Annotated in this window: 21 protein-coding genes and 3 pseudogenes; 6 read left to right on the top strand and 18 right to left on the bottom strand. The window is 69.0% G+C overall.

From position 1 onward, the window contains the following. Positions 1 to 132: 132 nt before the first annotated feature. Both ACFYW3_RS36555 and ACFYW3_RS36550 read right to left on the bottom strand, forming a co-directional pair. A pseudogene (locus ACFYW3_RS36555) lies at positions 133 to 300 on the bottom strand (transposase); the annotation flags it as partial. Between the two features lie 41 nt (positions 301 to 341). Continuing rightward, positions 342 to 509, bottom strand: coding sequence for a hypothetical protein (locus tag ACFYW3_RS36550; RefSeq protein ID WP_389388659.1), 168 nt, complete (start codon positions 507 to 509; stop codon positions 342 to 344). Positions 510 to 726: 217 nt separating this feature from the next. On the opposite strand from ACFYW3_RS36550, the gene coaD reads away from it, so the two are divergent. Both coaD and ACFYW3_RS36540 read left to right on the top strand, forming a co-directional pair. Next, positions 727 to 1,152, top strand: coding sequence for a pantetheine-phosphate adenylyltransferase (gene coaD, locus ACFYW3_RS36545; RefSeq protein WP_389388658.1), 426 nt, complete (start codon positions 727 to 729; stop codon positions 1,150 to 1,152). An 88-nt stretch (positions 1,153 to 1,240) separates the two neighbouring features. Beyond that, on the top strand, positions 1,241 to 1,699 hold the full coding sequence (locus ACFYW3_RS36540) for a hypothetical protein (protein WP_389388663.1): 459 nt from the start codon (positions 1,241 to 1,243) through the stop codon (positions 1,697 to 1,699). A 54-nt stretch (positions 1,700 to 1,753) separates the two neighbouring features. Here the strand turns inward: ACFYW3_RS36540 and ACFYW3_RS36535 are convergent. The 8 genes and pseudogenes from ACFYW3_RS36535 to ACFYW3_RS36500 all read right to left on the bottom strand — a co-directional run. After that, a pseudogene (locus ACFYW3_RS36535) lies at positions 1,754 to 1,927 on the bottom strand (IS5/IS1182 family transposase); the annotation flags it as partial. Between the two features lie 181 nt (positions 1,928 to 2,108). Beyond that, positions 2,109 to 3,425, bottom strand: coding sequence for an ATP-binding protein (locus ACFYW3_RS36530; RefSeq protein WP_389388662.1), 1,317 nt, complete (start codon positions 3,423 to 3,425; stop codon positions 2,109 to 2,111). A 237-nt stretch (positions 3,426 to 3,662) separates the two neighbouring features. Further along, positions 3,663 to 3,839, bottom strand: a pseudogene (locus ACFYW3_RS36525) (helix-turn-helix domain-containing protein); the annotation flags it as partial. A 41-nt stretch (positions 3,840 to 3,880) separates the two neighbouring features. Beyond that, positions 3,881 to 5,686 (bottom strand): ABC transporter ATP-binding protein, encoded by a 1,806-nt coding sequence (locus ACFYW3_RS36520; RefSeq protein ID WP_351759679.1) that lies wholly within the window; start codon positions 5,684 to 5,686, stop codon positions 3,881 to 3,883. A gap of 100 nt (positions 5,687 to 5,786) precedes the next feature. Next, entirely contained in the window at positions 5,787 to 7,022 is a 1,236-nt protein-coding gene (locus ACFYW3_RS36515) for a JmjC domain-containing protein (protein ID WP_351759682.1), read from the bottom strand. Positions 7,023 to 7,129: 107 nt separating this feature from the next. Then, complete coding sequence (locus tag ACFYW3_RS36510; RefSeq protein WP_351759685.1) at positions 7,130 to 7,288, bottom strand: hypothetical protein; 159 nt, start codon at positions 7,286 to 7,288, stop codon at positions 7,130 to 7,132. A 561-nt stretch (positions 7,289 to 7,849) separates the two neighbouring features. Continuing rightward, positions 7,850 to 8,353, bottom strand: coding sequence for a hypothetical protein (locus tag ACFYW3_RS36505; protein WP_389388657.1), 504 nt, complete (start codon positions 8,351 to 8,353; stop codon positions 7,850 to 7,852). Positions 8,354 to 8,948: 595 nt separating this feature from the next. Next, positions 8,949 to 9,842, bottom strand: a complete 894-nt coding sequence (locus ACFYW3_RS36500) for an NADP-dependent oxidoreductase (RefSeq protein ID WP_389388656.1) — start codon at positions 9,840 to 9,842, stop codon at positions 8,949 to 8,951. A gap of 70 nt (positions 9,843 to 9,912) precedes the next feature. Between ACFYW3_RS36500 and ACFYW3_RS36495 the strand changes: the two genes are divergently transcribed. Further along, positions 9,913 to 10,488, top strand: a complete 576-nt coding sequence (locus tag ACFYW3_RS36495) for a TetR/AcrR family transcriptional regulator (protein WP_389388655.1) — start codon at positions 9,913 to 9,915, stop codon at positions 10,486 to 10,488. A 161-nt stretch (positions 10,489 to 10,649) separates the two neighbouring features. Here ACFYW3_RS36495 and ACFYW3_RS36490 read toward each other — a convergent pair whose 3' ends face one another. Further along, positions 10,650 to 11,369 (bottom strand): hypothetical protein, encoded by a 720-nt coding sequence (locus tag ACFYW3_RS36490; RefSeq protein ID WP_389388654.1) that lies wholly within the window; start codon positions 11,367 to 11,369, stop codon positions 10,650 to 10,652. Between the two features lie 327 nt (positions 11,370 to 11,696). On the opposite strand from ACFYW3_RS36490, the gene ACFYW3_RS36485 reads away from it, so the two are divergent. Next, positions 11,697 to 12,911, top strand: coding sequence for an MFS transporter (locus ACFYW3_RS36485; protein WP_389388653.1), 1,215 nt, complete (start codon positions 11,697 to 11,699; stop codon positions 12,909 to 12,911). A gap of 401 nt (positions 12,912 to 13,312) precedes the next feature. Here the strand turns inward: ACFYW3_RS36485 and ACFYW3_RS36480 are convergent, their stop codons facing one another. From ACFYW3_RS36480 to ACFYW3_RS36465, 4 genes are all read right to left on the bottom strand, one after another. After that, positions 13,313 to 13,711 (bottom strand): XRE family transcriptional regulator, encoded by a 399-nt coding sequence (locus ACFYW3_RS36480; RefSeq protein WP_351763248.1) that lies wholly within the window; start codon positions 13,709 to 13,711, stop codon positions 13,313 to 13,315. 695 nt (positions 13,712 to 14,406) lie between these two features. Further along, complete coding sequence (locus tag ACFYW3_RS36475) at positions 14,407 to 15,102, bottom strand: RES domain-containing protein (protein ID WP_351763246.1); 696 nt, start codon at positions 15,100 to 15,102, stop codon at positions 14,407 to 14,409. 271 nt (positions 15,103 to 15,373) lie between these two features. Then, the gene (locus tag ACFYW3_RS36470; RefSeq protein ID WP_389388652.1) at positions 15,374 to 17,737 is read right to left on the bottom strand and encodes a WD40 repeat domain-containing protein; all 2,364 of its coding nucleotides are present in this window, start codon (positions 17,735 to 17,737) and stop codon (positions 15,374 to 15,376) included. After that, positions 17,727 to 19,868: a hypothetical protein gene (locus tag ACFYW3_RS36465; protein WP_389388651.1), complete on the bottom strand. Its 2,142-nt coding sequence runs from the start codon at positions 19,866 to 19,868 to the stop codon at positions 17,727 to 17,729. Before ACFYW3_RS36465 ends, ACFYW3_RS36470 begins: the two co-directional genes overlap by 11 nt. A gap of 20 nt (positions 19,869 to 19,888) precedes the next feature. Between ACFYW3_RS36465 and ACFYW3_RS36460 the strand changes: the two genes are divergently transcribed. Further along, a complete protein-coding gene (locus ACFYW3_RS36460) occupies positions 19,889 to 21,376 on the top strand; it encodes a hypothetical protein (protein ID WP_389388650.1) in 1,488 nt (495 codons plus the stop codon). A 145-nt stretch (positions 21,377 to 21,521) separates the two neighbouring features. Here the strand turns inward: ACFYW3_RS36460 and ACFYW3_RS36455 are convergent, their stop codons facing one another. Both ACFYW3_RS36455 and ACFYW3_RS36450 read right to left on the bottom strand, forming a co-directional pair. Beyond that, on the bottom strand, positions 21,522 to 21,917 hold the full coding sequence (locus ACFYW3_RS36455; RefSeq protein WP_351763238.1) for a YciI family protein: 396 nt from the start codon (positions 21,915 to 21,917) through the stop codon (positions 21,522 to 21,524). 207 nt (positions 21,918 to 22,124) lie between these two features. Beyond that, positions 22,125 to 22,733, bottom strand: a complete 609-nt coding sequence (locus ACFYW3_RS36450; protein WP_389388649.1) for a TIGR03086 family metal-binding protein — start codon at positions 22,731 to 22,733, stop codon at positions 22,125 to 22,127. 173 nt (positions 22,734 to 22,906) lie between these two features. Here ACFYW3_RS36450 and ACFYW3_RS36445 point away from each other — a divergent pair, with 173 nt between their 5' ends. Beyond that, positions 22,907 to 23,422, top strand: coding sequence for a hypothetical protein (locus ACFYW3_RS36445; protein WP_389388648.1), 516 nt, complete (start codon positions 22,907 to 22,909; stop codon positions 23,420 to 23,422). A gap of 92 nt (positions 23,423 to 23,514) precedes the next feature. Here ACFYW3_RS36445 and ACFYW3_RS36440 read toward each other — a convergent pair whose 3' ends face one another. Then, on the bottom strand, positions 23,515 to 24,168 hold the full coding sequence (locus ACFYW3_RS36440; protein WP_389388647.1) for a MerR family transcriptional regulator: 654 nt from the start codon (positions 24,166 to 24,168) through the stop codon (positions 23,515 to 23,517). Positions 24,169 to 24,222: the final 54 nt, after the last annotated feature.

The following is a 24,222-nucleotide window of genomic DNA, read 5'->3' as shown; positions in this document are numbered from 1 at the left end:
GCAACCCGTGGGAATTCGGCGGCTCGAAGGCGCATCCGAAGATGCGGCGCAGCGTGGGAGATCCTGATAACGGGGACGATCAAACCCTCAGCCGCCAGTAGCAGAAGCCGCCCGGCGCGTCCAGCCCGCCATCCAGGTGCACCCAGAGGTGGCCACGAAGATGATCGCAGCCAGCACCTCCCGATCCCCATGCCGACGCCGGCCACCGCCCTGAGGACGTTCCGGCGCCGACGGCACCACGCGTTCGAACAACTCCCACAAGCCGTCCGGCACCATCCGCTGCACAAGCCCAGTCGTCACCACACCAGACTGCCGCAAGATCACACCAAACGAAATGGCGTCTAAGCCGCCATCAGCAGCGCCCGGTGCCCCAGCGGAAGGCTCCCCGGCCGGTCCTTGCGGACCACATCCGCACCCCCGCGCCGCGGAACGGTCACGAGCTTGCCGAAGTCGCGCCGGCTCAGCCCGACGAGCGGGGCGATCCGGGACGGTACCGACGCCGTGATCACACCGGCCGCCGCTGGATCATCTCGGTCGCGGACCTCGTCGGGCCCGGCTGATCCTTTGCCTGAGCGTCTCCACCTCGCTCGAACCGCTCCTCGATCGCCCCGATGGCGGTGGAGGCGAGCTCTCGCCCACAGAATGCGCTGCGTTCCTGCCCCGGCTCGAGGCGATCGTCGACCACTGGCGGGATGAGGTTGCCGTCCCTCGGACATACTTCCGATCATGCGAGACCTCTTCCCAGGATCTTTCGACCCGGTCACTCAAGGGCACGTGGACGTACTCCGGCGCGCTGCCCTCCTGTTCGAAGAGGTCGTCGTGTGCGTGATGTTCAATTCGAACAAGACCGGCCGTTTCCCCATCACGGAACGGCTGGGCCGGATCCGCGCGGCAACAACCGACTTGGGCAACGTCACGGTCGACTCCCACACGGGCGGCCTGATGGTCGACTACTGCCACCGAGTCGGAATCGACGTCGTCATCCGCGGGGTCCGCGGCGTTCCCGACCTGGGCTACGAGATGCCGATGGCGCGCATGAACCGCGAACTAGCCGGAGTCGAAACGTTCTTCATCGCCGCGGACCCCGCCCTGGCTCACATCTCCTCCACGCTCGTCACCTCGATCAGTCAACAGGACCGTGTCCCCGAATGATGATCTGAGCGAGCCTCTTCCAGCAGCGCCTCATCAGGAGTGCCGTTGTCGGCCTCGGCGAAAAGGAACCCGGTTGAAGGAAGCAGGGATGATGATCACAGTCATGTCGTTCGAGCGCTTCGGCGAACAGGCGTCGTTCGACCCCGGCACCGGGATGCTCGGACCGGTGATTAGCCGCACCGGCTCGCTCGATCACACCGGAATCGGCGGCACCTTCGGTCAGCTTGGCGACACCCTGGCGGTCCTCTACCGGGCTGACGGACCACTGAGGTTGCTCCTGGGTGACCAGGACATCGTCGTCATGGAAGGCATTGAGGTGCGCCACGAACGCGGCGAGACCGTCAACAGACTCACCGTGGGCACCCATCACATCGACTACTCGCGTCCGGCAGATGAGCTGAACGAGGATGATCTGACGGCCTGCGCGGAGCCGGAGGATTTCGATCTGGGACTGTTCCTGGCGAATGTCCTCGGTGACCCCGCACGCTGCAACGTGATGTACCGGTCGACGGCAGAGGGGGCCGAGGGGCCCGAGGACACCGGCTGACGCACGCCGGCTGACGCACGTCGACTGCTGCCCCGGGAAAAGCGAAGGCCCTGGTCGGCGTCGGGTCCAGATGAGGTCGCCGGCGAGGTGGAGTGCGGCCTGGTGGGCGATGGCGATTTCATCGGCCCGTGTGGCAAGGCCGCGCCGCTGCGCGAGGCGGTTGAAACATCGTTGAACGACGGTCGGCTGCTTGTATGCCTCGTGGTCGAAGCCGGGCCGTCGGCCGCCCCGTAGGCTCTCCGCCGAGGAAACGGTACGAGGGCGTCGAGCCACGGGCCGGCGTCAGGCAGGTGCGGACGGGCTACTCCAGCAGCGCGAGCGGCCACTGGAGTACACCCCCTTCCGCGCGGGATGAGCGACGGTCGCGGCTACACCCGGCACGACCCCACTCCGAGCCGCGAACCCCCTCTCACGCGGACTGCAACATCCCGGGAACCGTCGGCGAAGCGCGATTGCCGCCGGGGGCGTGGCCGGCCCCGGCGGCGCCGAGTTCCGACCCTTGACACTCGCTGTCCAGCAGACCCACGGGGCAGCAGCCTTGCAAGCCCCGCCAAGTCGGCCCGTGGACGTGGGCGGTCTCCGCCGCGCCATCGATTCCGCCGCGCTCACCCAACCCGTCCGGACGGCGGTCGCCGGCGCCGGTCCGCTGCGCCGAAAGGAGTGGAGGGGCACCGTACGTTCCGGCGATCACTCTCCGGCTGCGCCGCAGGCGCCGGGCGAAGTCGACCATGTACTCGGAGCCTTCCTCGGCCTCGGCGCGCTCCCGTGCGTACAGGTGAACCAGCTTGTGAAGTCGGTATCTGCCAGGAACGGGCGAGGTGAGGAGACTGGCGTCCACGAGCATGGCCAGATGCGCCTCGACCGGTTGCTGGGCATCGAAAGCACGAATGACCTGTGCCGCTTCGAATTCCGGTTCGTCGCTGAGGCCGAGATGCCGAAACAGTCGCGACGTCGCCGCGGGCAGCGCCAGATAGGACCAGGAGAAGACGGCTCGGACCGAGGTGGTCGGATCCCCGGGAATGTCCAGATGTTCGAGTTGGTCGGCGTTCCGAGTCATCATGTCCACCCATTCCGAGAGGGGATTGACGGGATGACTCGCCAGGCGCTCCGCCGTGATCTGCAGCGCCAGCGGGAGATTTCCGCAGAGCGATGCGAGTGTGGCGGCCGCCTCGGGCTCCGCGTGCACCCGGTTGGTGCCTATGAGCTTCGCCAACAAGTGAACGGATGCGGCTGCGGACAGACAATCCAGGTCGATCCGCACCGCTCCGTCCCGGATGGTCAGGCCGGCGAGACGGGAGCGGCTGGTGACGACCGTGACGCTGCCCGGGCTGTTGGGCAGCAGGGGGCGTACCTGGTCCGCGGAATGTGCGTTGTCCAACAGGATGAGCATCCGCCGCCCGGCGAGTGCCGTGCGGTACATGGCGGACAGCTCGTGGATCTCCTTTGGCAGGCTGCTCGCAGGGTGCCCGAGAGCCGCGAGGAATCCATGCAGTGCGGCCGACGGCGTCATGGGGGCGTTGTTTTCCAGGCTCCTCAGGTCTACGTAGAGCTGTCCGTCGGGAAACAAGTGCGCCCGGTCGTTGCCCCAGTCCAGTGCCACGGCGCTCTTCCCCACGCCTGGCATGCCGGTGATGGCCAGGAGGGTCGGGGTACTGCCGCTGAGCCTGCCGACAAGATGGCGGTCCAGGCTCTCGCGAACCTCCTCGCGGCCGATGAGCTCCGACACCCCGAACGGAAGCTGAACCGGAACCTGGCTGCCCGGGGACGTGGGGGAAGAGCTCTCGGTCGGGGCATGAGGCCGACCGGTGGGTGCGTCTTCCCGCGGCACCGGGTCGCGGCGCCGCGTGCGCGGGGCCACGGCGCCGGAGCCGGGTGTCTCGTTCCCCGCAAAAGGACGCGGGCGGGAAACCGAGTGGCCATTTCGAGCCACTTTCAATAGTTGGCCGGTACTTACCGGGTCCAGTGCCAGTGCCGCGGCCACCATTTCAACGGACTTCAGGCGGGGTACGGCAGCGCCGCGCCCGCGTTCGAGGTATCGGATGGTGCGCACGCTGAGACCCGCGCGTTCCGCCAGCTGCTCTTGCGTCAGCCCTGCGGAGATACGCAGCCCCCTGACATATTTTCCCCCGTTGTGGTGCAACCCGCGCTCGATTCTAGTGAGTTGGAAACCAGCGGTAGATCCTAAGTCGGCTTCACTCCCTCGACCAAAAGATTTCCCGTCGGCCGGGGTGCCTCCGTCAGATCTCGCGACAGGGAAACCAGCTCGGTATAGCGGCCGCCCTTGACGACGAGTTCTTCGTGAGTGCCGCGTTCGACGATGATGCCGTTGTCGAGGACGACGATCTGATCGGCTTCCCTGACGGTGGACAGCCGGTGGGCGATCGTGATGGTGGTCCTGCCCGCGGACAAGCGATCGAGGGCACGCTGTACGGCGGCTTCGGTGTGTGTGTCCAGGGCACTGGTCGCCTCGTCCAGGACCAGCACCCGAGGGTTGCGCAGCATCGTGCGAGCGATGGCCAGCCGCTGTTTCTCCCCGCCCGAGAACCGGTGGCCCCGCTCCCCCACGATGGTCTGGTAACCGTCCGGAAGGCCCGCTATGAGGTCGTGGATCTGCGCGGCCCGGGCGGCTTCCACCAGTTCCTCGTCGGACGCCCCCGGTCGGGCGAAGCGCAGGTTGTCGGCGATGGTCGTGTGGAACAGGTGAGTGTCCTGCGACACGATGCCGACGACTTCCGCGAGGGTGTCGAAGCTGAGATCGCGAACGTCGACCCCGTCGATGGTGATCCGGCCGTCCGTGACGTCGTACAACCTGGGAACGAGGTAGCCGAGGGTGGTCTTGCCCGCTCCGCTGGAGCCGACCACGGCCAGGTTGCCGCCCGCCGGCAGGTCGATGTCGACGCCTCGAAGGATCCGATCATTCCCGTGGGAGAACGAGACCGCTTCGAAGCGGATGTGTCCGACAGGCGCGGGAAGTGCTTTCGGACGGCTTGGTTCGTCCACGTCCACGGCCATGTCCAGATACTCGAATACCCTCTCGAACAGGGCAAGGGAGCTCTGGATGGTGATGCCGACCTGCAGCAGTTGGACGGACGGGCCGAAAAGGGCCTGCTGGACGGTGGTGAAGGCCACCAGCGTGCCCACCGAGATCGACCAGCCGCCCTGGCCGGCCATCCCTGCCGCCCAGTAGATGCCGATGGGCATGGCGGCCATGATGATCTGAAGCGTCGACTGACGCCACCTTCCGGCCATCGACGCTTGGACGTTCAGGTCGGTCAGTGCCGCGGACTCGCGGGCGAACTCCCTGGTGAGGGTGCCGGTGCGCCCCGAAACCCGTCCCAGCAGGAAGCCGTTCACGGACAGGGACTCTTCTACAAAGGTGGACATGACAGCGAGCTGTTGCTGTCGGCGGAGGGTGAACTCCCTGCGCTCCGTCCCCACGTTGCGGGTGATCCACACGAACAGGGGAAGCATCAGCAGCGAAACCACGGTGAGTCGCCAGTCCAGCGTGAGCATGGCCACCAGGCTGGCGATCAGCGTCGTCACGCTGCTCACCACCGTGGTGCTCACACTGGTGACGGTGGCCGTCATACCGCCGATGTCGTTGGCGATCCGCGACTGGACTTCGCCGTTGCGGGTCCGGGTGAAGAACGCCAGGGACATCCGCTGTAGATGCGTGTAGACCGCGTTCCGGAGGTCGTTCATGACGTGCTGACCCACGGAAAGCGAAAGATAGGACTGGAAGACGCCCAGGACCGTCACGGTTCCCACGATCGCCAGCATTCCGCCCGCCAGCACGGACAGCAGGTCGGTGCGGCGCTCCGGAAGGGCGACATCCATGATGCCGCGGAGCAGGAACGGGGAGATCATCCCCAGGACGGCCGAGATGACTATCAGCGCGAAGACCGCCGCGAGCCTGCCGCGGTACGGCCGGAAGAGGTGGAAGATCCTGCGCAGCGGTATGCGCGCGGGCTTGGCAGCCGGTGGCATGACGTGTGTTCTCCTTGCGGGCGGCACAACCCGGATGGCGGGCCCGCCGGCCCTGAAGGGGACCCGCCGGACCCGCCATCGGGTGTTCGTTCCGTAGTTCCTACGCCAGGGTCAGGAAACCTTCGCGCACCATCGTCTTGACCAGCAATTGCCGCCCAGGCTCGTCCAGCAGCCCCGGAAGGCTCCGCGCGGTGAAGGACGGCTCGGTCCCCTCGGCGATGAACCGGACCTCGTCGGCCACGTGGACCGGGAGCTCGACCATCTTGTTGTGGAAGTGGAGCTGCACCGTCTTGTCCGACTTCCGCATGTCCCAGCGAATGCCCTGTCGGCGGCGGACGACCGTGTCCAGGTCGAGGCCGCCAAGCTGCTCGAGGTCGGTCAGGTGGTTGCGAAGGTCGGGGGAGTTGATCGAGATCGCCTGGGTGATGGCGTTCTCCAACATGCCCGCCGCGGACAGCTTCTCCGTCAGGATGCCGATCAGCTGGGTCAGGTCCTCCTCGGACTTCCGGCTGAGCTCCTTGTCGGAGACGAATCCCAGAGGCAGGCCCTGACGGAACCTCACATCACTGTTGAGGACCTGCTCGATGGCCTCGATCAAGATGTTCGCCCGCAGGACCGGGCGGGCGCCGAAAGTGAGATGCAGCGATGCGCTGTCGGTGGACCGCGCCGCGTGCACGGTTCCGCGCGGCAGGTACAACAGGTCGCCCGGGTGCAGGTCGAACTCGTGCTCCGGCTCACCGTATCCGTCGACGGCAACCTGGTGGTTCTGGTGCTTCAGGGGGAGTTCGTAGCGCGTGCCGTACAGTGCCCACCGCTTGACGCCGTGCGCCTGTGCGACGAAGACGTCGTGGTTGTCCTGGTGCGGCTTGAATCCCTGGGCCTGCCCACCGGGCGTGAGGTAGGTATTGACCTGGAACTTGGCGTTCGTCTCGGCGCCCATGGCATGGACGAGTCGCTTCAGCGGCGCCCACCGGCCGTGCAGCCCGTCGATGATGATCGTCGCGCCTTCACGGTAGCTCGCATACACCGCTTCCTGCGCGTTCGTGTGGCCGTGCGGGCCGAATGCCAGCCGCTCGTCCAGCGACACGATGCTGCCTTCGGTGGCCACCCGCACGTCTTCGTTGTGCAGGCTGGAGAGGGAAAGGATCTCGTCCACGTCGTCGAGCGTCAGCAAGTCCGCGTAGTACGCGCGGTTGTCGCGGCGGATCAGGAGCGGCTTTTTCTCGAAGTACTCACTCTGGAATGTCGCCATATCCAGTGGGGCAATGAGCCTCGACAATCCGAGGGGCGACTGTCCGGCTGGTTCGACGTTCTTATCGTGCACAATGGTTTCCACGCGGACACCTCTCAGTATGAAACGAAGATCGAGGCCTACCGGCCACCACGGCCCGCGGGATCCGGGGTGAAGGTTCCCTGTCCCGGATCCCGCAGGTGGGGTACGACTTAGATGTCGTTGTCGTCGAGGCCGTGATCCTTGCCGAACGCGGCAAGTTCAAAGTCTCCGCGACCCTTGTTGCTGTCGCCCCACGGCCAGCTCATCTGCCCGACGGTTTCATCGGGCCGCACAACCTGGATGTCGGCAGCATTCAGAGTGTTGGACATGCCTACTCCCTCCCCTAGCGGATACAAAGGATCGAGAATTCGATCGAATTCATATTCCCTCGGGTCGCGTTGGAAGCCCAGGCAAAGCTTCCAGCAAAAAAACCGGCAAATTGCTCCCTCCGAAACTTCCGGTGCCGGTTGCGCCTGTGGCCCCGAACAGATCGGGGGCACGCCGGAGTCCGGCTCCGACCCGAACAAGGGCTGCCCCGGTCACCCGACGGCGTCCCACCGTTCACCCGGCTCCAGCCAAGTGCGGCGCCTTGGCGGCTCAGGTCGCCCGAACCGGCAACGTGCCGGTTCAGGACCGGCAACGCGCCCCGCTGCATTACCTGTCCGGCGCCCCGAATCTCCGGGCCGGGCCGTGCGCACCTGTGTGGGTGCACATGAAAAGGCAGGCCCGAATCCAGTGGATTCGGGCCTGCCTTGAAAAATTTGGGAATGTTGTCGAGCAGTGTGAGCGAGCGCCTCGCAGGAGTGATGCGACAGCCACAGGGACTGGGCTGAGTTCCAGGGGATCGTTTACGCGATGATCAGCCCCGGGGCGCGGGTGCTTCCTTGGACTCAGCTCTTGGTAGCGGCTTCGTCCGCGGCGAAGAACTCGTCGGCGACGGCGCGGGCACGGTCGAGGTCCCTGATCGGTTCCCCGATGACGCGCCCGGCCAGTTCGGTGGCCAGCCCGAGGACGTCCTCGCGGAGCTCGGCCTCGGCGATCACCCGATCGGCCTCCAACTGCACGGCGGCCGCGGCGACCATGTCCTCGCGCGCCTTCTGCCCCTCCGCGCGAATCTCGGCGAGGAGGGTGACGCCCTCCTCGTGTGCGGCCTGGCGGATCTGGGAGGCCTCGTGACGGGCGGCGCTCAACTCCGCCTGGTACTCGGCACGAACGCGCTGCGCATCCAGTTGGACCGCCTCGGCCCGCTCGAGCGTGCCCGCGGTGACCTCCTCGCGCTCTGCGAGAGTCTTCTCGATCCTGGGGAGCAGAACCTTGGCGAAGGAGATGAACACCACGCAGAAGCAGATGAGGCCGAGTATGAGCTCAATGAGATTCGGTTTCAGGGGTCCCATGATCCGATCATAACGTCGTCCCACTGGTCGCCACTCGGAGCGGGGGTGGCCAGATGGCCTGAAGTCGACTGCGCCCCGCGTCCCATGACTGTCCGTCATGGAGCTCGGCGGAGCCGTTGGCCGGCCTGCCCACAGCCCCTCGGCGGCTCCTCATGTCCGGCCGGCAAAGCGGGCCGGTCCACACACCCCCGCACGAGCCCGGCGCGATCGCGCGGACACGGTGCTTCGGACGGCCGGCACGCTGCTGTCCTCTCGACTCCGCCCACCGCTCGCGCGGGCCGTCCGTGCCGCCGCGGAAGAGGCCCTTCGTGACCGGATTCATCCTCGGGAACCTGGCTGATCATCGCCCCGGGTCTGCTTTCCGGCCGGTGAGAAGCGCAAGGGCCCCGTGTGAGAAGCACAAGTGCCCCATGTGCGGTGCCAAGGCGATGTCCCGGCGATGTCCGCCCGTTCCGGCGGTGGCCGGCCCTCGCCCGCCGGGTCATGACCGCCTGCCGCATGCCCCCGCTGTCGTGGGGGCCGCTGCCGGCAGCGGCCCCGGTGACCCACGCCCGGCGACCGGCCGTTCGGCGCCGGACGCCGGGCGGGCCGCGGCTCAGACGACCAGGACCCGGCGCCCCCGAGTATGGCCGGCGCGGCTGTCGGTGTGCGCCGCAGCCGCCTCGGAGAGCGGGTACGACTTCTCGACCGGGATGTGGAGCCTGCCCCGGGAGATGAGGTCGACGGCCTCGGCGAGCGCGTCCGGCACGCTCCCGGCCACGCCGGAGAACCGGACGCCGAGCCGCGGCGCACCGAGGTCGGCGATGGAGACGACCGTGCGCGGGTCCCCGGTCAGCTCGACGAGTTCGCGGATCACGCCCGAGCCGGCCAGGTCGAGGGCCGCGTCCACCCGGCCCAGGTGCCGCACCCGTTCGACCCAGCCCTCGTCGTAGGTCGTGGCGAGGGCGCCCAGGCCGCGCAGGTAGTCCTGGTTCGCGGCCCCGGCCGTGCCGATCACCGTGATGCCGCGCGCGCGGGCGAGTTGCAACACCGCCGACCCGACGCCGCCGGACGCGCCGCTGACCAGCAGCGTCTGCCCGGGCCGCACGCCGACCTCGCGAATGACGCGCAGCGCGGTCTCCACAACCGACGGGTACCCGGCCGCCTCCTCGAAGGCCAGTCCCTCGGGCATCCGCGCCCAGGCCGACAGCACGGCGAATTCGGCGTACGTGTCGGCGCCTTCGCCGAACACGCGGTCGCCGACCTCGACCCCCTCGACTCCCTCGCCGATCTCGTCCACCACCCCGGCGGCGTCCAGTCCGACCCCGGCGGGCAGCGCGACCGGATGGGCTCCCAGGACCTGGCCCTCCCGGATCCTCCAGTCGACGGGGTTGACACCCGCCGCCCGTACGGCGATGCGTATCCGACCGGGGCTCGCGTGGGGCTCCTCGGCTTCCACCAGTCGCAGGACCTCGGGACCGCCGAACTCGGCGAAGCTGATTTTCCTCATGCGACAGAAGATAGACCTAACGGTTAGGGTTTCACAACGGTTAGGTATTCATACCTGATAGTGTCAGGGCATGACCGAGCTGTCCGGACGCCGCGAACGCAAGAAGGCCGCGACCCGTCAGAAGATCGCTGACACCGCGCTGCGCCTCTTCCTGGAGCGCGGGTACGAGGCCGTGGGCATCCGTGACGTGGCCGCCGAGGCCGATGTGGCCGTCACCACCGTCTTCGCCCACTTCGCCTCGAAGGAGGCCCTGGTGTTCGAGCGCGACCAGGACTTCGAGCAGCGCCTCACGCGAGCGGTGACCGACCGGCCTCCGCACGAGCCGCTCATCCCGGCACTGCACCGCGAGGTCCAGGCCCTGGTGCGGCACTGCACGGCGGAGGGGGCTGCCCCCGTCCGACGCATGATCGAGGGATCACCCGCCCTGCGGGAATACGAGGAGTCGATGAGCCTGCGTCACGCGCAGGCGCTGGCCGCGGCGCTGGCCGCCGATCCCCGCCTGTCCCGGAGTGCGACGGCCCGCCGGGCGACCGCGCGGTTCACCATCGACGCCTACGCGCTGGCCTGCCGGGCGGACGATCCCGGGGCCACGGTGGACGAGGTCTTCCGCATGATCGAGGCGGCCTGGGAAGCCACCGCGCCCTGAGCCGGGAGGACACCAGTGGCCGGTCCGGGCATGGCGCCCGACGGCTCAAGCGGCCAGGGCGAGCCGGCAGGCTGCGAGACTCGGCCATCACGCACTGCGGCTCCGGCCAGACTCATGCCCTGTGGGCGTAGGTCATCGCGCACCGGTCGTCGCCGAACGCTTCAGGATCCCCCGATGGCCACGACTTCGCCGGCAGAGGGGGGCGGGAGCGGGTTGGTCGTCTCGAAGTCGTAGTACGTGATGTCTGCCTGCTCGGGGCCCGTCTTGGTCAACCGCAAGAGGTACGGGCGGCCCTGGGTGGCCACGTACTCCGTCACGGTCCCACCGTCCCGGTGGGGGTACGTCAGGGTGATGGCGGGCTGTCCGCCGACCGTGGTGGCACCTCCTCGGCTGATCCCCGGAGCCTTCGGCTCCTCGAACAGGAACGCGGGGTCATGCAGCTCACAGCCAAAGGCGCTTGCCTTCGCGTACTCGCTCGTCGCGCTCGTCTTGACCCATTGGCCGGCGAGCCGCCGCACCAGTACGTCGTTCTCCGTGTCGCTTTCGCCGAGCAGGTTCCGCCATGTATCGGCGTCGCTCTTGGTGTACACCACTTTTTTGGTGGCGTGGACTTGCAGCATCCCCATCCCGGACAACGTGATGCTGCCGGCACAGTCGGTGCGGGCGAAGGCAAGCTCGAGTGAGCCCGTGTTCCCCTCCACGCCACTCCTGCCCCGCACCTTCTTGAAGATCGCGGCACCCGTTTCGGCGGTGGCGCGCGTATGGATCTGACGCGGCGTCATGCCTTCGAAGGGCTTGGACGAGGCAGTCGGCGTGGTCGATGCCGTGGCATCGCCACTGCCCTCCGATCGCGCGGGGCCGCACGCGGCAAGAGCGACCATGGCAAGGCACGCCCACGGCACGAGGGTGGCAGAGCGGTACGACAAAGCATGTCCCATCAAAGGCATGTGCAGGTCAAACGTGAGGCTACCCACATGAAGCCCAAGCCTCCACCAGCGCGGTTGCCTCGGGCATCGCCCAGGCAGATCACAGCCGCTTGAACCGGCGCGGTGCACGGTTCGACCTCGATGCGTTCGTCCCCCACCCCGCGCACGGGTGGGCCGTTCAGGCCCGGACCGCGCCCATTGCCCCGCCGAGACCGCTCGTTCTGCGGCGCTGCTAGCCTGCCGTCCATGATCAAAGATGGTCTGGCAGGTCGAATAGGTCGCATGGCGGGGAACAGCGGCCCGGAGCGCGTGCTGGTCGCCGCCAGTTTCGTCAATCGGGTCGGCAACGGTCTGTTCAACGCGGCGTCGGCGCTCTATTTCACCTTGGTCGTGGGCCTGCCCGCGGTGCAGGTCGGTACCGCGCTCACCATCGCCGGAGTGATCGGCTTATGCGCGGGGGTACCCGGAGGGCATCTCGCCGACCGGCGCGGGGCCCGCACGATCATGATGGTGGCCCTCGCGGTCCAGGCGACGTCGATGGCGGCCCTCGTCCTCGTCGAGAGCTGGGCCGCGCTCACGATCATCGCAACGGTCGATCAGATCGCCGCGGCGGTGGGCGGGGCGGCCTGGGGCGCTCTGGTGGTCCGGGTCGGCGGTGATCGCCCGGCCTTGTTCCGCGCGAAGCTGCGCACCTTCGTCAACCTGGGCGTCATTCTGGGAACGTTGGGCGCCGGGATGGCGCTGGCCGCGGACACCCGCGGCGCCTATGTCACGCTGATCCTCGGCAACGCGGCGAGCTTCGCCCTGGCCGCGGTGCTTCTGCTCCTGCTGCCCCGCTATCCGGTGCTGGCAGCACCGCCGCGGCAGCGTCGCTGGCTCGCTTTCACGGACCGCCCGTTCCTGACGTTCACCGCCCTCTACGGGGCCATGGGACTGCAATACCCGGTGGTCTCCCTGCTCCTGCCCATCTGGATCTCCCAACACACCGAAGCGCCGCGCTGGACGGTGGCCGCACTGTTCGCCGTCAATGCCGCCTTCTGCGTACTGATGCAGACCAGGATCGGCTCCCGTATCGAAACGCCGTACGACGGCGGCAGGGCGTTTCGTACCGCCGGGCTGCTCTTCCTCGTCAGTTGCCCGATGATGGCGCTGGCGGCGTACACCCCGGTCTGGGCTGCGGCGGGACTGGTCCTGGCGGCGATCTTCGTCCACAGCCTGGGTGAGGTCTGGGAGTCCTCGGCGGGCTTCGCCCTGGGCTTCGGCCTTGCCCCCGACCACGCCCAGGGCCAGTACCAGGGTCTCCTCGTTCTCGGCTTCAGCGCGGGCCAGGCTCTCGCGCCCGCGATCCTCACCACGGTGGTGCTCGGCCTCGGCACGGCGGGCTGGCTGCTGCTGGCGGTGTTCTTCGCGGCGCTGGGTGCCGGCGGCCCCGCCCTCGCCCGCTGGGGCGTGCGGACCCGGCCGCAGCCGGGCGTTGCCGCAGAGGTGACGGGATGACCGGGGCATTCGTGGAAGATGACCGCGTTCACGGGCAGCGCGTCGAACCTCGTGGCGCGGCCGCCGGTCCCGGTGTACCCGGATGTCGGCGCGTCGGCAATCCGCGCCTGTCGGCGCGTCGGTGATCCGCGCCGGGTCCGGCCCCGCTGGGGAGTGCTTCTTCCTCGGCCGGCTGGGGCCATCCGCGGGAGCCAGTCGGGATGTCGGGCGATGCTCTGTGTCGATCGCCCTGACTCGGCATCCGTACGGAAGGAACAACGTTCACGTCGCGGACACGACCACCCGCCCGGGTTCGAGCTGCGGGGCACGTGCTCTGAACGGACCGGTCCGGTCCGGACCGGTCAGACGTTGGCGCTGATCCAACACCGAACGCGGGTGGGCCAGATGTGTGTGGGCGCTGCTCAACTACCGTCGACGTAGGCGCGCGCAGCGACCATGACGTCACGGAAGCGTCCGGCGGCGATACACTGCGCGGGTGCCTCGTCCTCGAGCTGCGGGTTCATTCCGATCATCCAGGCGCGTGCGGTGTAGAGGCTTTCGGCGTCCTGGATCAGTTGGAAGACCTGAAGGGCGGCACGCAGTTTCTCCTCGGACTCCGGGCGCGGAGTGGTCACGCCTGAGGCCCACTTGCCGATCTGCTTGGGGTCGCTGATGCCCGCGATCCTCGCAGTCAGTCTCTGGCCGAGGTTGTCCTGGAGGAATCGGGCGATCTCGCTGATGTGCATGCGCACGGTGGTGACATGCGCGCGTCCGGCGCTGACATCGCTCTTGCTGGCGGCCGTGGTGGTCTCGATGGACATGGCGTGATTCTCCCTCGGTGTCTGACTACGCGCCAGTTTGGTGGCGGTCACGTGTCGGACGATGGGTGCTTGGAATGCGCACAGGACCTGGCTGCCGCATGCTGCCGCGAGGGACGAACTCATGGACGCTCGGCCTCGGCGAGCAAGTGAACGCTTCCGATGCACCTGACCCTGCGGGCAAGCGTGACCGCTTCGGGTTGGTGGGGCGCCTGCCACAGGCCGGCACTCAGCATCGCCGCTTCCCGGTCGGATGAGATCCGGCGCTGAGACGGCCGAGGATTTCCAGGCCACAGGCGGGGGCGGCACCGGGCATGTGGGCTTGGGGCGGTATCGAACCCCAGGCGGGTGATGCCAGGACGAGCGTCAGGCAGCCCGGAGGCGAGAACGCGCTGTCCGTGATCATGATTCCCCCCCTACGTCCTCCGTCGCCGGTCCTCCTCAGGTTACCCATTATCACTACCCAACTCCACCTGTTGGCAAGAACCGACACGCCTCCTCACGGCCCGCCAACAGTGCGGTTTGGAGCGGCGATTGCCATCCCACCTGCACGGACTCTCCGGCTTGCGGTGGCGTGCGGGGGCCTTACCGACAGCGAACTCGGCCGGGAATCCCCCTTTCGGACTACAGGAACGCGGGGCGTTTTGCGGGGGGTTTTCGGGTAGGCAATCAGGTGGGTTCCAGGGGTGGGTCCGTAGTCAGAGCATCCTGAGTCCGTATTCGTCAGCGACCTGGCGCAGGGCTTCCGCCTCGGGGAAGACCAGGCTGGACTCCTCCTGCTTGAGCTCGACATCACTGAAGACGGCCCAGCACTGGCGCAGGCCGAAGCGGGACCGGTACGCGATGCCGTGGATGAGGCGTTCCTGCTCTGATGGGCCGGTGCGCTGGGTGATGGCCCAGGCCGAGATCTGGCGCGTGATGCGTCGGTTGGATCCCTGGATGTGCGCGGGAGTCAGTCTCCGCACCCCGAGTACCGCCAGTTCGTGGCGGAGTTCCCGGGAGAGGGCCTTCAGGGTGCGTTCGTCGTCGACGTCAAGGAAGCGTGCCCCCTTGACGGGTTGTAAGCGGACGAGGGTGTGGCGTGTGGACCAGTCCCGGGGGAGATGGCCCGGGAGCAAGTAGGAGGCACCTTTCCAGTCCTCCTCGACCACTTCGAGCATGGTGGGGTGGACCCGGAACGGTGCCAACGCCTCGGCGAAACAGCCGTCGTGGTCCGTGGCGCAGTAGAGAGTTCCGTAGCTCACCAGGCTCCAGCGGTTGCCTCCGGGGCTCGAGGCGTCTTCCCTGCTGATCGTTTCGTATTTCAAGGGTTCGTTCGCCTTGCCCAAGCGCCAGATACCACGCTCGGGCGCCTGGATCAGGCTGACGCCCGGATCGTTCTCAGCCGTGGTCATGTGGCCGCTCCTTGCTCCGGCCGCGCCCAGCAGGGGGTTGTGCGCCGGTCATGCTCGTGGCTCGTCGGTTCGCTGTTGCCGGCATGGGTCGCCGAACGGGCAGGGTTCGTTGGAAGAGACGTTGTGGCGCAGCCCGGGGGCGATGCGGGGTCTCGCGACCTGGTGTCGTTGTCACATGCCAAGCGATCATTTTTATGCGCTGGACCGACTGAAGCGAGCGGTTGGGGCGATCAGTTGGGGGCGCACAAGGGATTTCAGGGGGCGCATGGTGTCAGGGGGTCTTGCGCCGGTGTTCGCTGAGTTCGATTTCGAGTGTGGCGGCGCCCGCTTCGCCGGCGAACGCGAGCACGATGCGCGTGGGGCTGGGCGAGGGGTGGGCGGAAAGGGTTCGGACGGGACTACCGGTGGCGAGGAGCAGCAGGCAGCGGGCGGTGGCGATGTTCCAGATCCTGATCGTTCCGTCGTCGGAGGCGCTGGCGAGGAAGTCTCCGAGGCTGTCGAGTGTCCAGAGGGTGACGGCGCGCACGGTGCCGGTGTGACCGATGAGCGGATCGTTCAACTGGCGGTGCTCGAGGAGGTCCCACAGGCGGATCGTGCCGTTCTGTCCGGCGCTGGCGAGGTGCGGGGGCGTTCCGCCGGCGGGACTGGGGTTGATGCCGATGGTGTGGATTCGGCCCTGCATGCATCGGAAGGGCTGTCGCGGAGCGCCTTCGTCGGTGTTCATGTTCCACAGGCGGACGGTGCCGTCGGCGCCGGCGGTGGCGAACCAATCCTGGCCTTGGTGGTTCGAGGCCGCGGCGACCGTGAGAACACGCAGGTCATGGCCGCTCCAGTCGCGCAGCAGGCTGTTGTCGTCCAGGTCCCACAGTTTGGCGGTGTAGTCGTCCGAGCCGCTGAGAAGCAGGTGGCGGCCGTCCGTGGTCGTCAGCGGGGCGAGTGCCCGCACTCGCATGATGTGACCCTCAAGAGGGTGTGGGAGGTGGGTTCGTGTGCTCGCGTCCCACATGTGGATGCGGTGGTCGGGGCCGGCCCACAGCAGGGCCCGACCCTGTGCCCGTTGCCCCCAGGTCACGGCGGTGGGAGGGGTCTCGGTGGCAACACTGGCCACGACGGCCCCGCCGACGATGTCCCACACCTCGATGCCGGGATGGCTGCCGCTGAGCGCGAACCAGGAAGGACTTGCGTGGTCGTCCCGTGCCAAAGTCCCGTCGGTCACCGGTGGAGGCGCGGGGGTGCCTGTTCCCAGGGCCTTGTCGAGAGCTTTCTGGTCCCACAGGCGCAGAGTGTTGTCCAGGGACGCGGAGGCAAGGGCGTCGCCGCCCTTCAGTGTGACGCGGGTCAGGGCGGTCACCGGTTCGCTGTGGCCGGTCAGCGATGTGGCAGGCCCGGTGCGCCCGGTGTCCCACAGCGCTATGTCCTTGCCCGAGCCCGCGGCCAGCAGGTGACGGGAGCCGACGGCCAGAGCGGTCAGGCTGGTCACGGGGCCTGCGTCCGTGTTCCAGATCGCGACCTTCCCGCCGATGTCCCAGACGGTGACGGATCCGTCGGCATGCCCTGCCGCCACCTGGCCGGGGCGGGTGGTGGACGTCAGGGCGCGAACGGGGCTGGGCAGGTCGAACGCCGCGGTGACCTGCCGGCAGTCGTCCGGATCCCGGTAGGTCAGCGATGTGCCGTCGGCGATCGCGAGCAGTCGCCTTCCCGTCTCGTCCTCGATGGTGGTCAGGGCGATCTTGCCGGCCCGTGGCCTCACGCCCGGCAATCCCAGCAAGTCCTGGGCTCCCATCCGCTCGTTCCAGCGCACCACTTCGGCGAAGCCGTTGACGGCGAGTACGGCCAGCTCGTCCTCGGTGTCACGGTAGGTGCTCAAGTCGTCGATCCAGACACCGGCCGGCTGGTGGATCTGGTCGATGAGTGAGCCGTGGACCGGGTCCCACGCGCGGACGGAGCCGTCGGCACTGCCCGATACCAGCACCGGCCCTTGGCCGGCTCGGGTTCCGCTGAGCAGGCAGCGCACCGTGCCCTCGTGCGCGCTGATGCGCTCACCCACCGCGCTTCCGTCGATCGGGTCGATGATCTCGATGCCGCCGTGTTCGTCTCCCGCTGCCACAAGGGGGCGGCCGTCCGGTGTGGTCCATGACGCGAGGGAGTGCACGGGGATGGCCACCTTCGCCAGGACGTTGACGGGTGGAGTCCACTGGGACCACAGGACCGCCAGCCGTGAGCCGGGGGACGATGCCACCTCGGCGGGCATTCGGGCCCGTGGCACCCGGGCGAAGCGCAGGCCGGCGTAGGCCAGATGGAGACTGGCCAGCCGTGAGGGCACGTCCGCCCGGTGCAAATAGGGTTCGACCGTGGCCCACGCCTCCAGCCACGACCCCGGATCCCGCTCCCCGGACGACGCCAGAAGTCCCCGGATTCCCGCGCCTGTCAGCCAGGGCAGCAGCTCCGGCGGGACATGGGCATCGTCGAGCGCACCTCCCAGTTGGGCGTGGCCGGCCAGGTACCGGCGCACGTACGGTGGCGGGGGCGTCTCCCCGTCCCTGGCCACCAGCCCCGCCAGGGCCTCGGCGATCCGGGCGTGCACATCGGGTTCGTCCGCCTGCTCGCCTGCCGTACTGTCGTGATCAGCCGTCATTGCCACTCCCCCCTCCCCGGACGGCACCGCCCGCGGGCCGGGATCTCAAGACCGTCGCCAGGCTGTCGTGCGCCGGGCGATACACGCGACGGTCGTCTTCGGTGTCATGGGTGAGATACCCGGCCAGACGCCCGCCCAGCAGGTTGCGAATCTTCTCGTCGGCCCCCTCCAGGGGCCGTTCGAGCAGCACCCCTGCCATCGCCGGCCACACCTCCCCCCACGGAATGCCGCGTCCCAGCCCGAACGCGGTCGCGCGCAGCAGCGCCAGGGCTTCCTCGGCCCCCAGTCCGTCCTCCGCGGCCCTTTCCAGATCCGCGGCGAGCAGACCTACCGTGCCAGTGTTCAACCGGCCGAGCCACCGCGCGTCCTTCAGAAGGATCGGGCCGCCCGTCCTGAGCTGCTCCGCGGCCACTCTGGCGTCGAGGAAGGACCGGCCGACCGCGGCCGCCACCACCTTGGAGACCCCGTCCAGGTCCTGACCCTGCCAGGCGATTTCGCCGTCCAGGAGTGCCCGGACATAGCCGGCGATGTCGTCGCGCATCCCTTTGCGGTCGGTACGCAGGAAGGAGGCTTGCGCGAACGAGGTCTCCAGTTCGGTCAGGAGTTCGTGTTCGCTGTCCCGGCCCCCGGAGTCGTCGTCGGCGGGGCTGCTGCTGCGGACGGCGATGACCAACCGGACACCGCGCCCCTTGGGCGCGGTCTGCGCGGGCTGGGGCGGGACGTGGTCCAGGAGGGTGCCCTCGGCCGTCCGGTGGCCGGCCAGGGGGACGAGTACGTTGTTCACGCATCCCATGGGGTCATTCGCCTCGTCCAGCGAGTCGACGACGATCGTGACCATCGGCCCGGGGGTCTGCAGGAACAGCCTCAGCCCGGCCTGCCACCTGCGCAGTGCGTCCGTGCCTCCGGCGGGATCCGCCTCTGCCCCCAGTTTCCCGGCGATGGCCCGAAGGAGGTCCAGCGGGTCGCGGTTGTGGGCGGTCACCGCGACCGTCACCGAACCCTGGCCGGGTACGGTCTCGGCCGGGCAGTGTCGGATCGCGGCCTCGAAGCGGCGCGAGCGCCGGAAGCTCTCGTCGCTGAGGGTCACCGCCCGGCCGAGAATCGCCGACTTGCCGCTCGCGGCGATACCGGTGACGATCATGACGGCGGCCGGCCCTTGCAGGAATGACGTCAGACGCTCGTTCAGCGGCCTGCGTCCGGTGAAGTACCAGCCGGCGTCGGTGGCGTTGGGGCGTCCGCTGGCCTTCTCCAGCCAGTAGTCCAGGTGCTCCAGCGTCGGCGCGAGTTCCTGCCGGCCCGGCTCCACGGCCGCGGGAACCGGCCGGTATCCCGGGTTCGGCAGCGTCGCGGTCGGGACGTCGTGTTTGCCCGGCAACATGACTCGTGGCCCCTCCAGCATGCGGCCTTCCCTCGCGTTGATGGCCCGGGTCGCCTGGCGCAGGGCCGCGCTGAACTCCTCCATCGTCAGGAAGGGACGGGTGATCTCCTCGCTGGAGCGCAGCAGTTCGTACGCCTCCCCGAGGATCGCCGCGAACGCGCCGGCCGCCACCTTGCGTCGGGGCCCCGCGGTGGTCAGCACGTGGAGCGTCGCCGATTCCGTCCGTCGGGTGAGCTCCCGCTCCATTCCGAGGAGCTCGGATCCGATGTCGGAGGACTCGCACATGTTGACGATCACCAGAACGTCCCGGGAGAGCGAGTCCAGTGCGGCGGCGATGATCTCGCTGGTTCTCAGCCCGGTCGCGAGCAGCCGCTCGGTGCTGGTCTCCCGCAACACCGCATGGTGCGTCGACGCCGCTGACGTGATCCCGTGCCCGGTCACGTACAGCACCAAGGGAACGTCAGCCTCCACCTCCCGGATGCGCGAGCCGGCGAGGAACCGTTCCACATCGTGACGGCCGGCGGGGGGATGCTCCGGCTCGACCTTCGTGAAACCCGGTCCGTCAGGGGGCGCCTTCACCCACCAGGCGGCCACCGCGTCCATCTGCTCGTCGATCGCGGCCCGCATCTCGTCCGTACCGTCTTCCAGCAACAGGAGGAAGAGCGCACCGCCCCCCGGCACAAAGCGTTCCTCGTCGCCGTCCGGTGCGGAGGTGGGTTCCGCCAAGCCGATCTCGCCCCGCTGCCCGTTCACTTTCCCTATTGTTCACAACCATGGACCAGGATCAGCAACTTCGGGTCACTGCCGCCGCCATGGCCGGCGACTTACCCGACCACGTCACCCAGGATGCCGTCGTGATCGTCCCGGGCATCATGGGAAGCGAACTGTTCGACACCCGCACGAACAAGCACCTGTGGGGCCTGGAGGGGATCTCCTGGCTGCGCAGGGCTTGGACCAGTCCCCAAGGCCTCGAGGGCCTGCGCATGACCGATGAGGAACTCGCGGGCAAGCACACCCGGATCAAGGCGACCGGACTGCTCAAGCACAGCGCCTGGACGCCCTATCTCGCGGGCCAAGAGCCCTACACCGAGCTGGTTGAAACCGTCGAGACCAGTGTCGCCCACCGCGCCGCCATCCTGGAATTCGCCTACGACTGGCGCCTGCCCATCGCCGCGAACGCCCGTCTCCTGGCGGCAGCGGCACGCGAGCACCTGACCTCCTGGCGCCTGCACCCCGCCCACGACACCGCCCGCCGACACCGCGTGGACGAGCGCGAGGCCCGACTCGTCTTCGTCGCCCACTCCATGGGCGGGCTCGTCACCCGTGCCGCGCTGGGCGACCAGTACGACAGCGACCTCCAGGACGACACCCGCGGTGTCATCACCCTCGGCACCCCCTTCCACGGAGCGGTCAAAGCCGCGGTCATCCTCAACACCGGCCGCGGAACACCCGTTCCCCTCCCCCACCGCAGACTCCGCGCCATCTGCGCGGACATGCCCGGCCTCCACGACCTCCTGCCCCAGTACAAGAGCCTGCGCGGCAACGGAGACGTACGCCATCTGACACCCAGCGACATCACCTCCATCGGCGGCAACCCCGAACTCGCACGCGCCGCGGCCGTCTTCCACCACGGCCAGAGGCGGATCAGCCTGCCCGACCACCGCTCGGTGGTCGGCATCAACCAGCCCACCTGGCAGAACCTGACCATCCGAGACGGACAGGTCGAAGCACACCTCGACGGCGCCCGCACCCACGGGGACGGCACCTATCTCCGCGACCACAACAAGAACGTCAAGTTCTTCCACGTCCACGGGGACGGCACCGTCTACAAGGAATCAGCCGCCATCGCGCCCGCGGTCACCCCGCTCCCCCTCCACCACGGTGACATCGCCAAAGCCCGGACCGCCCTCGACGCCGTCACCGAGATCATCCGCGAGGACGGTCACATGGGGCCGCCCCTGGGCGAAGCCGGATGCGGCCTGACCACGCCCGACCTCGTCGAAGCCGGCCGGCCGTGGAGGATCACTCTCGGCGGTGTCGACTCCCTCGCCGGCATCACCTGCCGACTCACCAACCTCGAAGACCCCAAGGACCAGCAAGAACTGGCCCTGAGCTGGGAAGACGGCCACGCAACCGCCCACGCTCGCGTGACAGCGCCCAGCCTGTACCGGATCTCGATCCGCACGCCTGACGGCTTCACGATCACCGAGCTCGTCATGGCCGACGAACCCGGCCTGCCTTTGCGGGAGAGCGAGGATTAGATCGCTCTGCCGCTTCGCCGGCTCAGGCGGCCCGGCCACGCGTTGGGCACGCTCATCCGGGCCTCATCCGGGCCTCGTCCGGGCCTACCCCACTGACGCACCTTGCTCTGCGATCGCCCGGTTCGGTTCCGACGGCCGGTCCGGCTCAGGCCTCGGGCGGGCCGTCGGAGATCGCGTGCACTTCGACCGGATCGGCTCCGGGCCTGCCGTCGGGGCCGGGGCAGGCGGATGCCCGTGCGGCGATCTCCAGGGCCCGTTCCTCGCTCCGGACGTCGACCACCCAGTACCCGGCCAGGATGTTCTGGCCCGCCTCGGCCGGCCCGTCGGTCACCCGCGGCCGTCCGTCGCTCCCGGCCCGCACCGTCTTGACGCGGGAGGGACCGCCGAGTCCTTCGCCCTCCACCCATTCACCGGCGGAAGTGATCTCGTCGTTGAGGGCGTCCATGTGGGCGATCACGGCCCGCATGGCGTCCTTGGAGTACGCGGACATGATGGTGTCCCACTGGGCGGCGGGCATGTTCATCTGGATCATGTACTTCATCGTTCTCAATCCTCTGGGTTTCGCGGTTTCCCGGTTTCCCGGTTTCCCGGTTTCTCGGCTTCCGGTTTTGCTGGTTTCCCGGAGTCGCGGTCTCGCGGTCTCTCGGTCTCTCGGTCCGGTTTCCGCGTCGCGCGGGCTCGTGAAGCCGTGCCGTCGGCCCCCGCCGCGCATCGGCAAGGCCCCGTCGGTACGCATCAGCGCCCGTCGTCAGCAGGGTGTCGGAGGCGTCCAGTCCGGAGCGCGTCCGCTCAGCCCGACGGCGCGGTCGAGGAACGGGGCGTCGTGCGGTACGGGCACGACGGGGCCGAAGATGCCCCCGTCCCCGTCGCGGTTCTCCTCCCCGGCTGCCGCCAGGAGGAAGGCGTACGAGGCGCTCAGCGCGGCCGGATCGGGTGTGTACTCCTGGCCGGTGGCCCGCGCCAGGTCCCACCCGTGCACCACGAGCTCGTCGGCGGCCACGGCGCCCGCGATGTCGCCCGGCAGGTCCACGCCACCCGCGCGGGTCATGCCCGTCCACGCGGCCGGATCCTTCCAGGCTTCGGCCAGCTCGCCGAGGACCCGGGGCAGGTCCTCGCGCCAGGAGGCGGGCAGCGAGGGGGCGGCCGCGTCGGGGGACGTGTCCGTCGTCGGGCCGAGGTCCTTGCGGGCCGCGTCACGGAACGCGACGGAAAGGCCCAGCAGGTGGCCCAGCAGGTCGCCGACCGTGTAGTCGGGACACGGAGTCCGATCGGCGAGCCGGGCATCCGGGACGCACGCCGCGAGTCGGGCGAGGATCCGGGCCTGAGCCCCGAGGTCGAGAATCGTCGTTTCGGTCATCGGTCGCTCCTCCGGGGACGATGGGTCTGAACGGTAGACCGGCGGCGGGGGCCGGACTCATCGGCGCGCGGGCGGTGAATCCTCACGGTCACTCCCGCGGGGCGACGTCGTCGAGGGGCGGGCCCGCCGATATCGGATGTACGCGTCCCGGTGTGGCGCCCTACCCTCGGCGCGTGGATCCCGTCGGACTGGCCTGCGTCGTATTGCCCGTCACAGCGCTGCTGTACGGGCTGCTCGGCCTGCGGATCCGCGAGGAACGTGTGAACCACCGCGGCGATCGGTCCCCCGCCACGGCAGACGCCGATCCGCTGCCCGGCACCGGCCGTCGCCTGCCGGACGCGCCGCTCGCCACCGTGACCCGGGCCGGATTGACGGTGATCGTGGCGACGACCATCGCCATGATCGGGACCGACCCCCACGGGCCGGTCGAAGGAGCCGCGGGCGCCGCGACCTGGCTGGCGCTGGTCGCACAGATCATGTGGCTCGTGAGGTACGGCCGACTGCGCGACGACCCCCGTCGGGGGGCCGACCCCGCCGAAGCTCCGATCCGGGTGGACCACCCTCACCCTGCACTCACCGAGCCGACGTCGCGCAACCCGCGGAGCGCGGCGCGGCTCCGGGTGGGCCGCGTTCGGACGCGTCGGGTCCGCCGCCACCGGGTCGTGCCCCGACCCAGGGGCGGGGCGTGACCCGGTGGCGGCGGACGCCGGACGTACGGCGCCCGACCAGGCAGGTCCCGCACGCCGGACGTACGCGCGGGCTCTGCGAAAACGGGTCAGGCCTAGGCGCCGTCCCCGGCCACCCGGCGTCGGACCTGGTCCTCCTGCGCGAGACGGCGCAGCAGCTCGAAGACCGGGGCGCAGATCGCGAAGACGATGACCGCCCGCTCCGCCAGCGCCACCGGGTCGTCGAGGCCGGCCGCGCGCTCCAGGTCCAGCCGGGCGACCGACTCGGCCAGCCTCGCGTAGGCGGCGAGCTCGCCCGGGGCGTACTGCGCGTCCAGCCGGCGCAGTTCCTCCAGGGCCGCCGTCAGCCCCTTCACGTGCGGTGACGTGTCGGGCGCCTGCCAGTTCAGGGCCGCGAGCAGTTCGGTCACCTCGGCGCCGGCGGCCGTGTCGGCTTCCGCTTCCTCCTCGTGGCCTGCGGGGCGCCGACCCGCCACCGGCACGGGGAGTGCGTAGCTGATCGCTCCGAGGGCGCCCTCGGAGCTCTCGGCCTGATCGACGGCCCCGAGCACGTCGCGGGTGGCGGCGATGGTGAGGCCGCCGAGCGTGGTCAGTGCCTTGATCAGCCGGAGCCGCTGCGCGTGCTCCTCCCCGTATTCGGCGAGGGTCGCGGCTGTCGCCCGCCCCGCGGGCAACAGCCCTTGCCGCAGGAAGTACTTGATGCTGGCGACCGGCACGCCGGTGCGGCGGCTGAGCTCCGAGATCTTCATACGGCTTCCCTGCTGGTCTCGCGGTCCGGTGGCCGTCGGCGGCGATTGGACACC

It is taken from the genome of Streptomyces sp. NPDC002602 (assembly GCF_042889445.1).
Lineage (GTDB): Bacteria > Actinomycetota > Actinomycetes > Streptomycetales > Streptomycetaceae > Streptomyces.
Note: the sequence above shows the minus strand (reverse complement) of the source record. Positions and strands in the feature narration are given on the sequence as shown.

Bases quoted from the DNA above. Each gene is read 5' to 3' on its own strand.
- coaD (WP_389388658.1), top strand. From the start codon at position 727: ATGCGAGACCTCTTCCCAGGATCTTTCGACCCGGTCACTCAAGGGCAC.
- ACFYW3_RS36540 (WP_389388663.1), top strand. From the start codon at position 1,241: ATGATGATCACAGTCATGTCGTTCGAGCGCTTCGGCGAACAGGCGTCG.
- ACFYW3_RS36520 (WP_351759679.1), bottom strand. From the start codon at position 5,686: ATGCCACCGGCTGCCAAGCCCGCGCGCATACCGCTGCGCAGGATCTTC.
- ACFYW3_RS36510 (WP_351759685.1), bottom strand. From the start codon at position 7,288: ATGTCCAACACTCTGAATGCTGCCGACATCCAGGTTGTGCGGCCCGAT.
- ACFYW3_RS36505 (WP_389388657.1), bottom strand. From the start codon at position 8,353: ATGGGACCCCTGAAACCGAATCTCATTGAGCTCATACTCGGCCTCATC.
- ACFYW3_RS36500 (WP_389388656.1), bottom strand. From the start codon at position 9,842: ATGAGGAAAATCAGCTTCGCCGAGTTCGGCGGTCCCGAGGTCCTGCGA.
- ACFYW3_RS36495 (WP_389388655.1), top strand. From the start codon at position 9,913: ATGACCGAGCTGTCCGGACGCCGCGAACGCAAGAAGGCCGCGACCCGT.
- ACFYW3_RS36490 (WP_389388654.1), bottom strand. From the start codon at position 11,369: ATGGTCGCTCTTGCCGCGTGCGGCCCCGCGCGATCGGAGGGCAGTGGC.
- ACFYW3_RS36485 (WP_389388653.1), top strand. From the start codon at position 11,697: ATGGCGGGGAACAGCGGCCCGGAGCGCGTGCTGGTCGCCGCCAGTTTC.
- ACFYW3_RS36480 (WP_351763248.1), bottom strand. From the start codon at position 13,711: ATGTCCATCGAGACCACCACGGCCGCCAGCAAGAGCGATGTCAGCGCC.
- ACFYW3_RS36475 (WP_351763246.1), bottom strand. From the start codon at position 15,102: ATGACCACGGCTGAGAACGATCCGGGCGTCAGCCTGATCCAGGCGCCC.
- ACFYW3_RS36470 (WP_389388652.1), bottom strand. From the start codon at position 17,737: ATGACGGCTGATCACGACAGTACGGCAGGCGAGCAGGCGGACGAACCC.
- ACFYW3_RS36460 (WP_389388650.1), top strand. From the start codon at position 19,889: ATGGACCAGGATCAGCAACTTCGGGTCACTGCCGCCGCCATGGCCGGC.
- ACFYW3_RS36455 (WP_351763238.1), bottom strand. From the start codon at position 21,917: ATGAAGTACATGATCCAGATGAACATGCCCGCCGCCCAGTGGGACACC.
- ACFYW3_RS36450 (WP_389388649.1), bottom strand. From the start codon at position 22,733: ATGACCGAAACGACGATTCTCGACCTCGGGGCTCAGGCCCGGATCCTC.
- ACFYW3_RS36440 (WP_389388647.1), bottom strand. From the start codon at position 24,168: ATGAAGATCTCGGAGCTCAGCCGCCGCACCGGCGTGCCGGTCGCCAGC.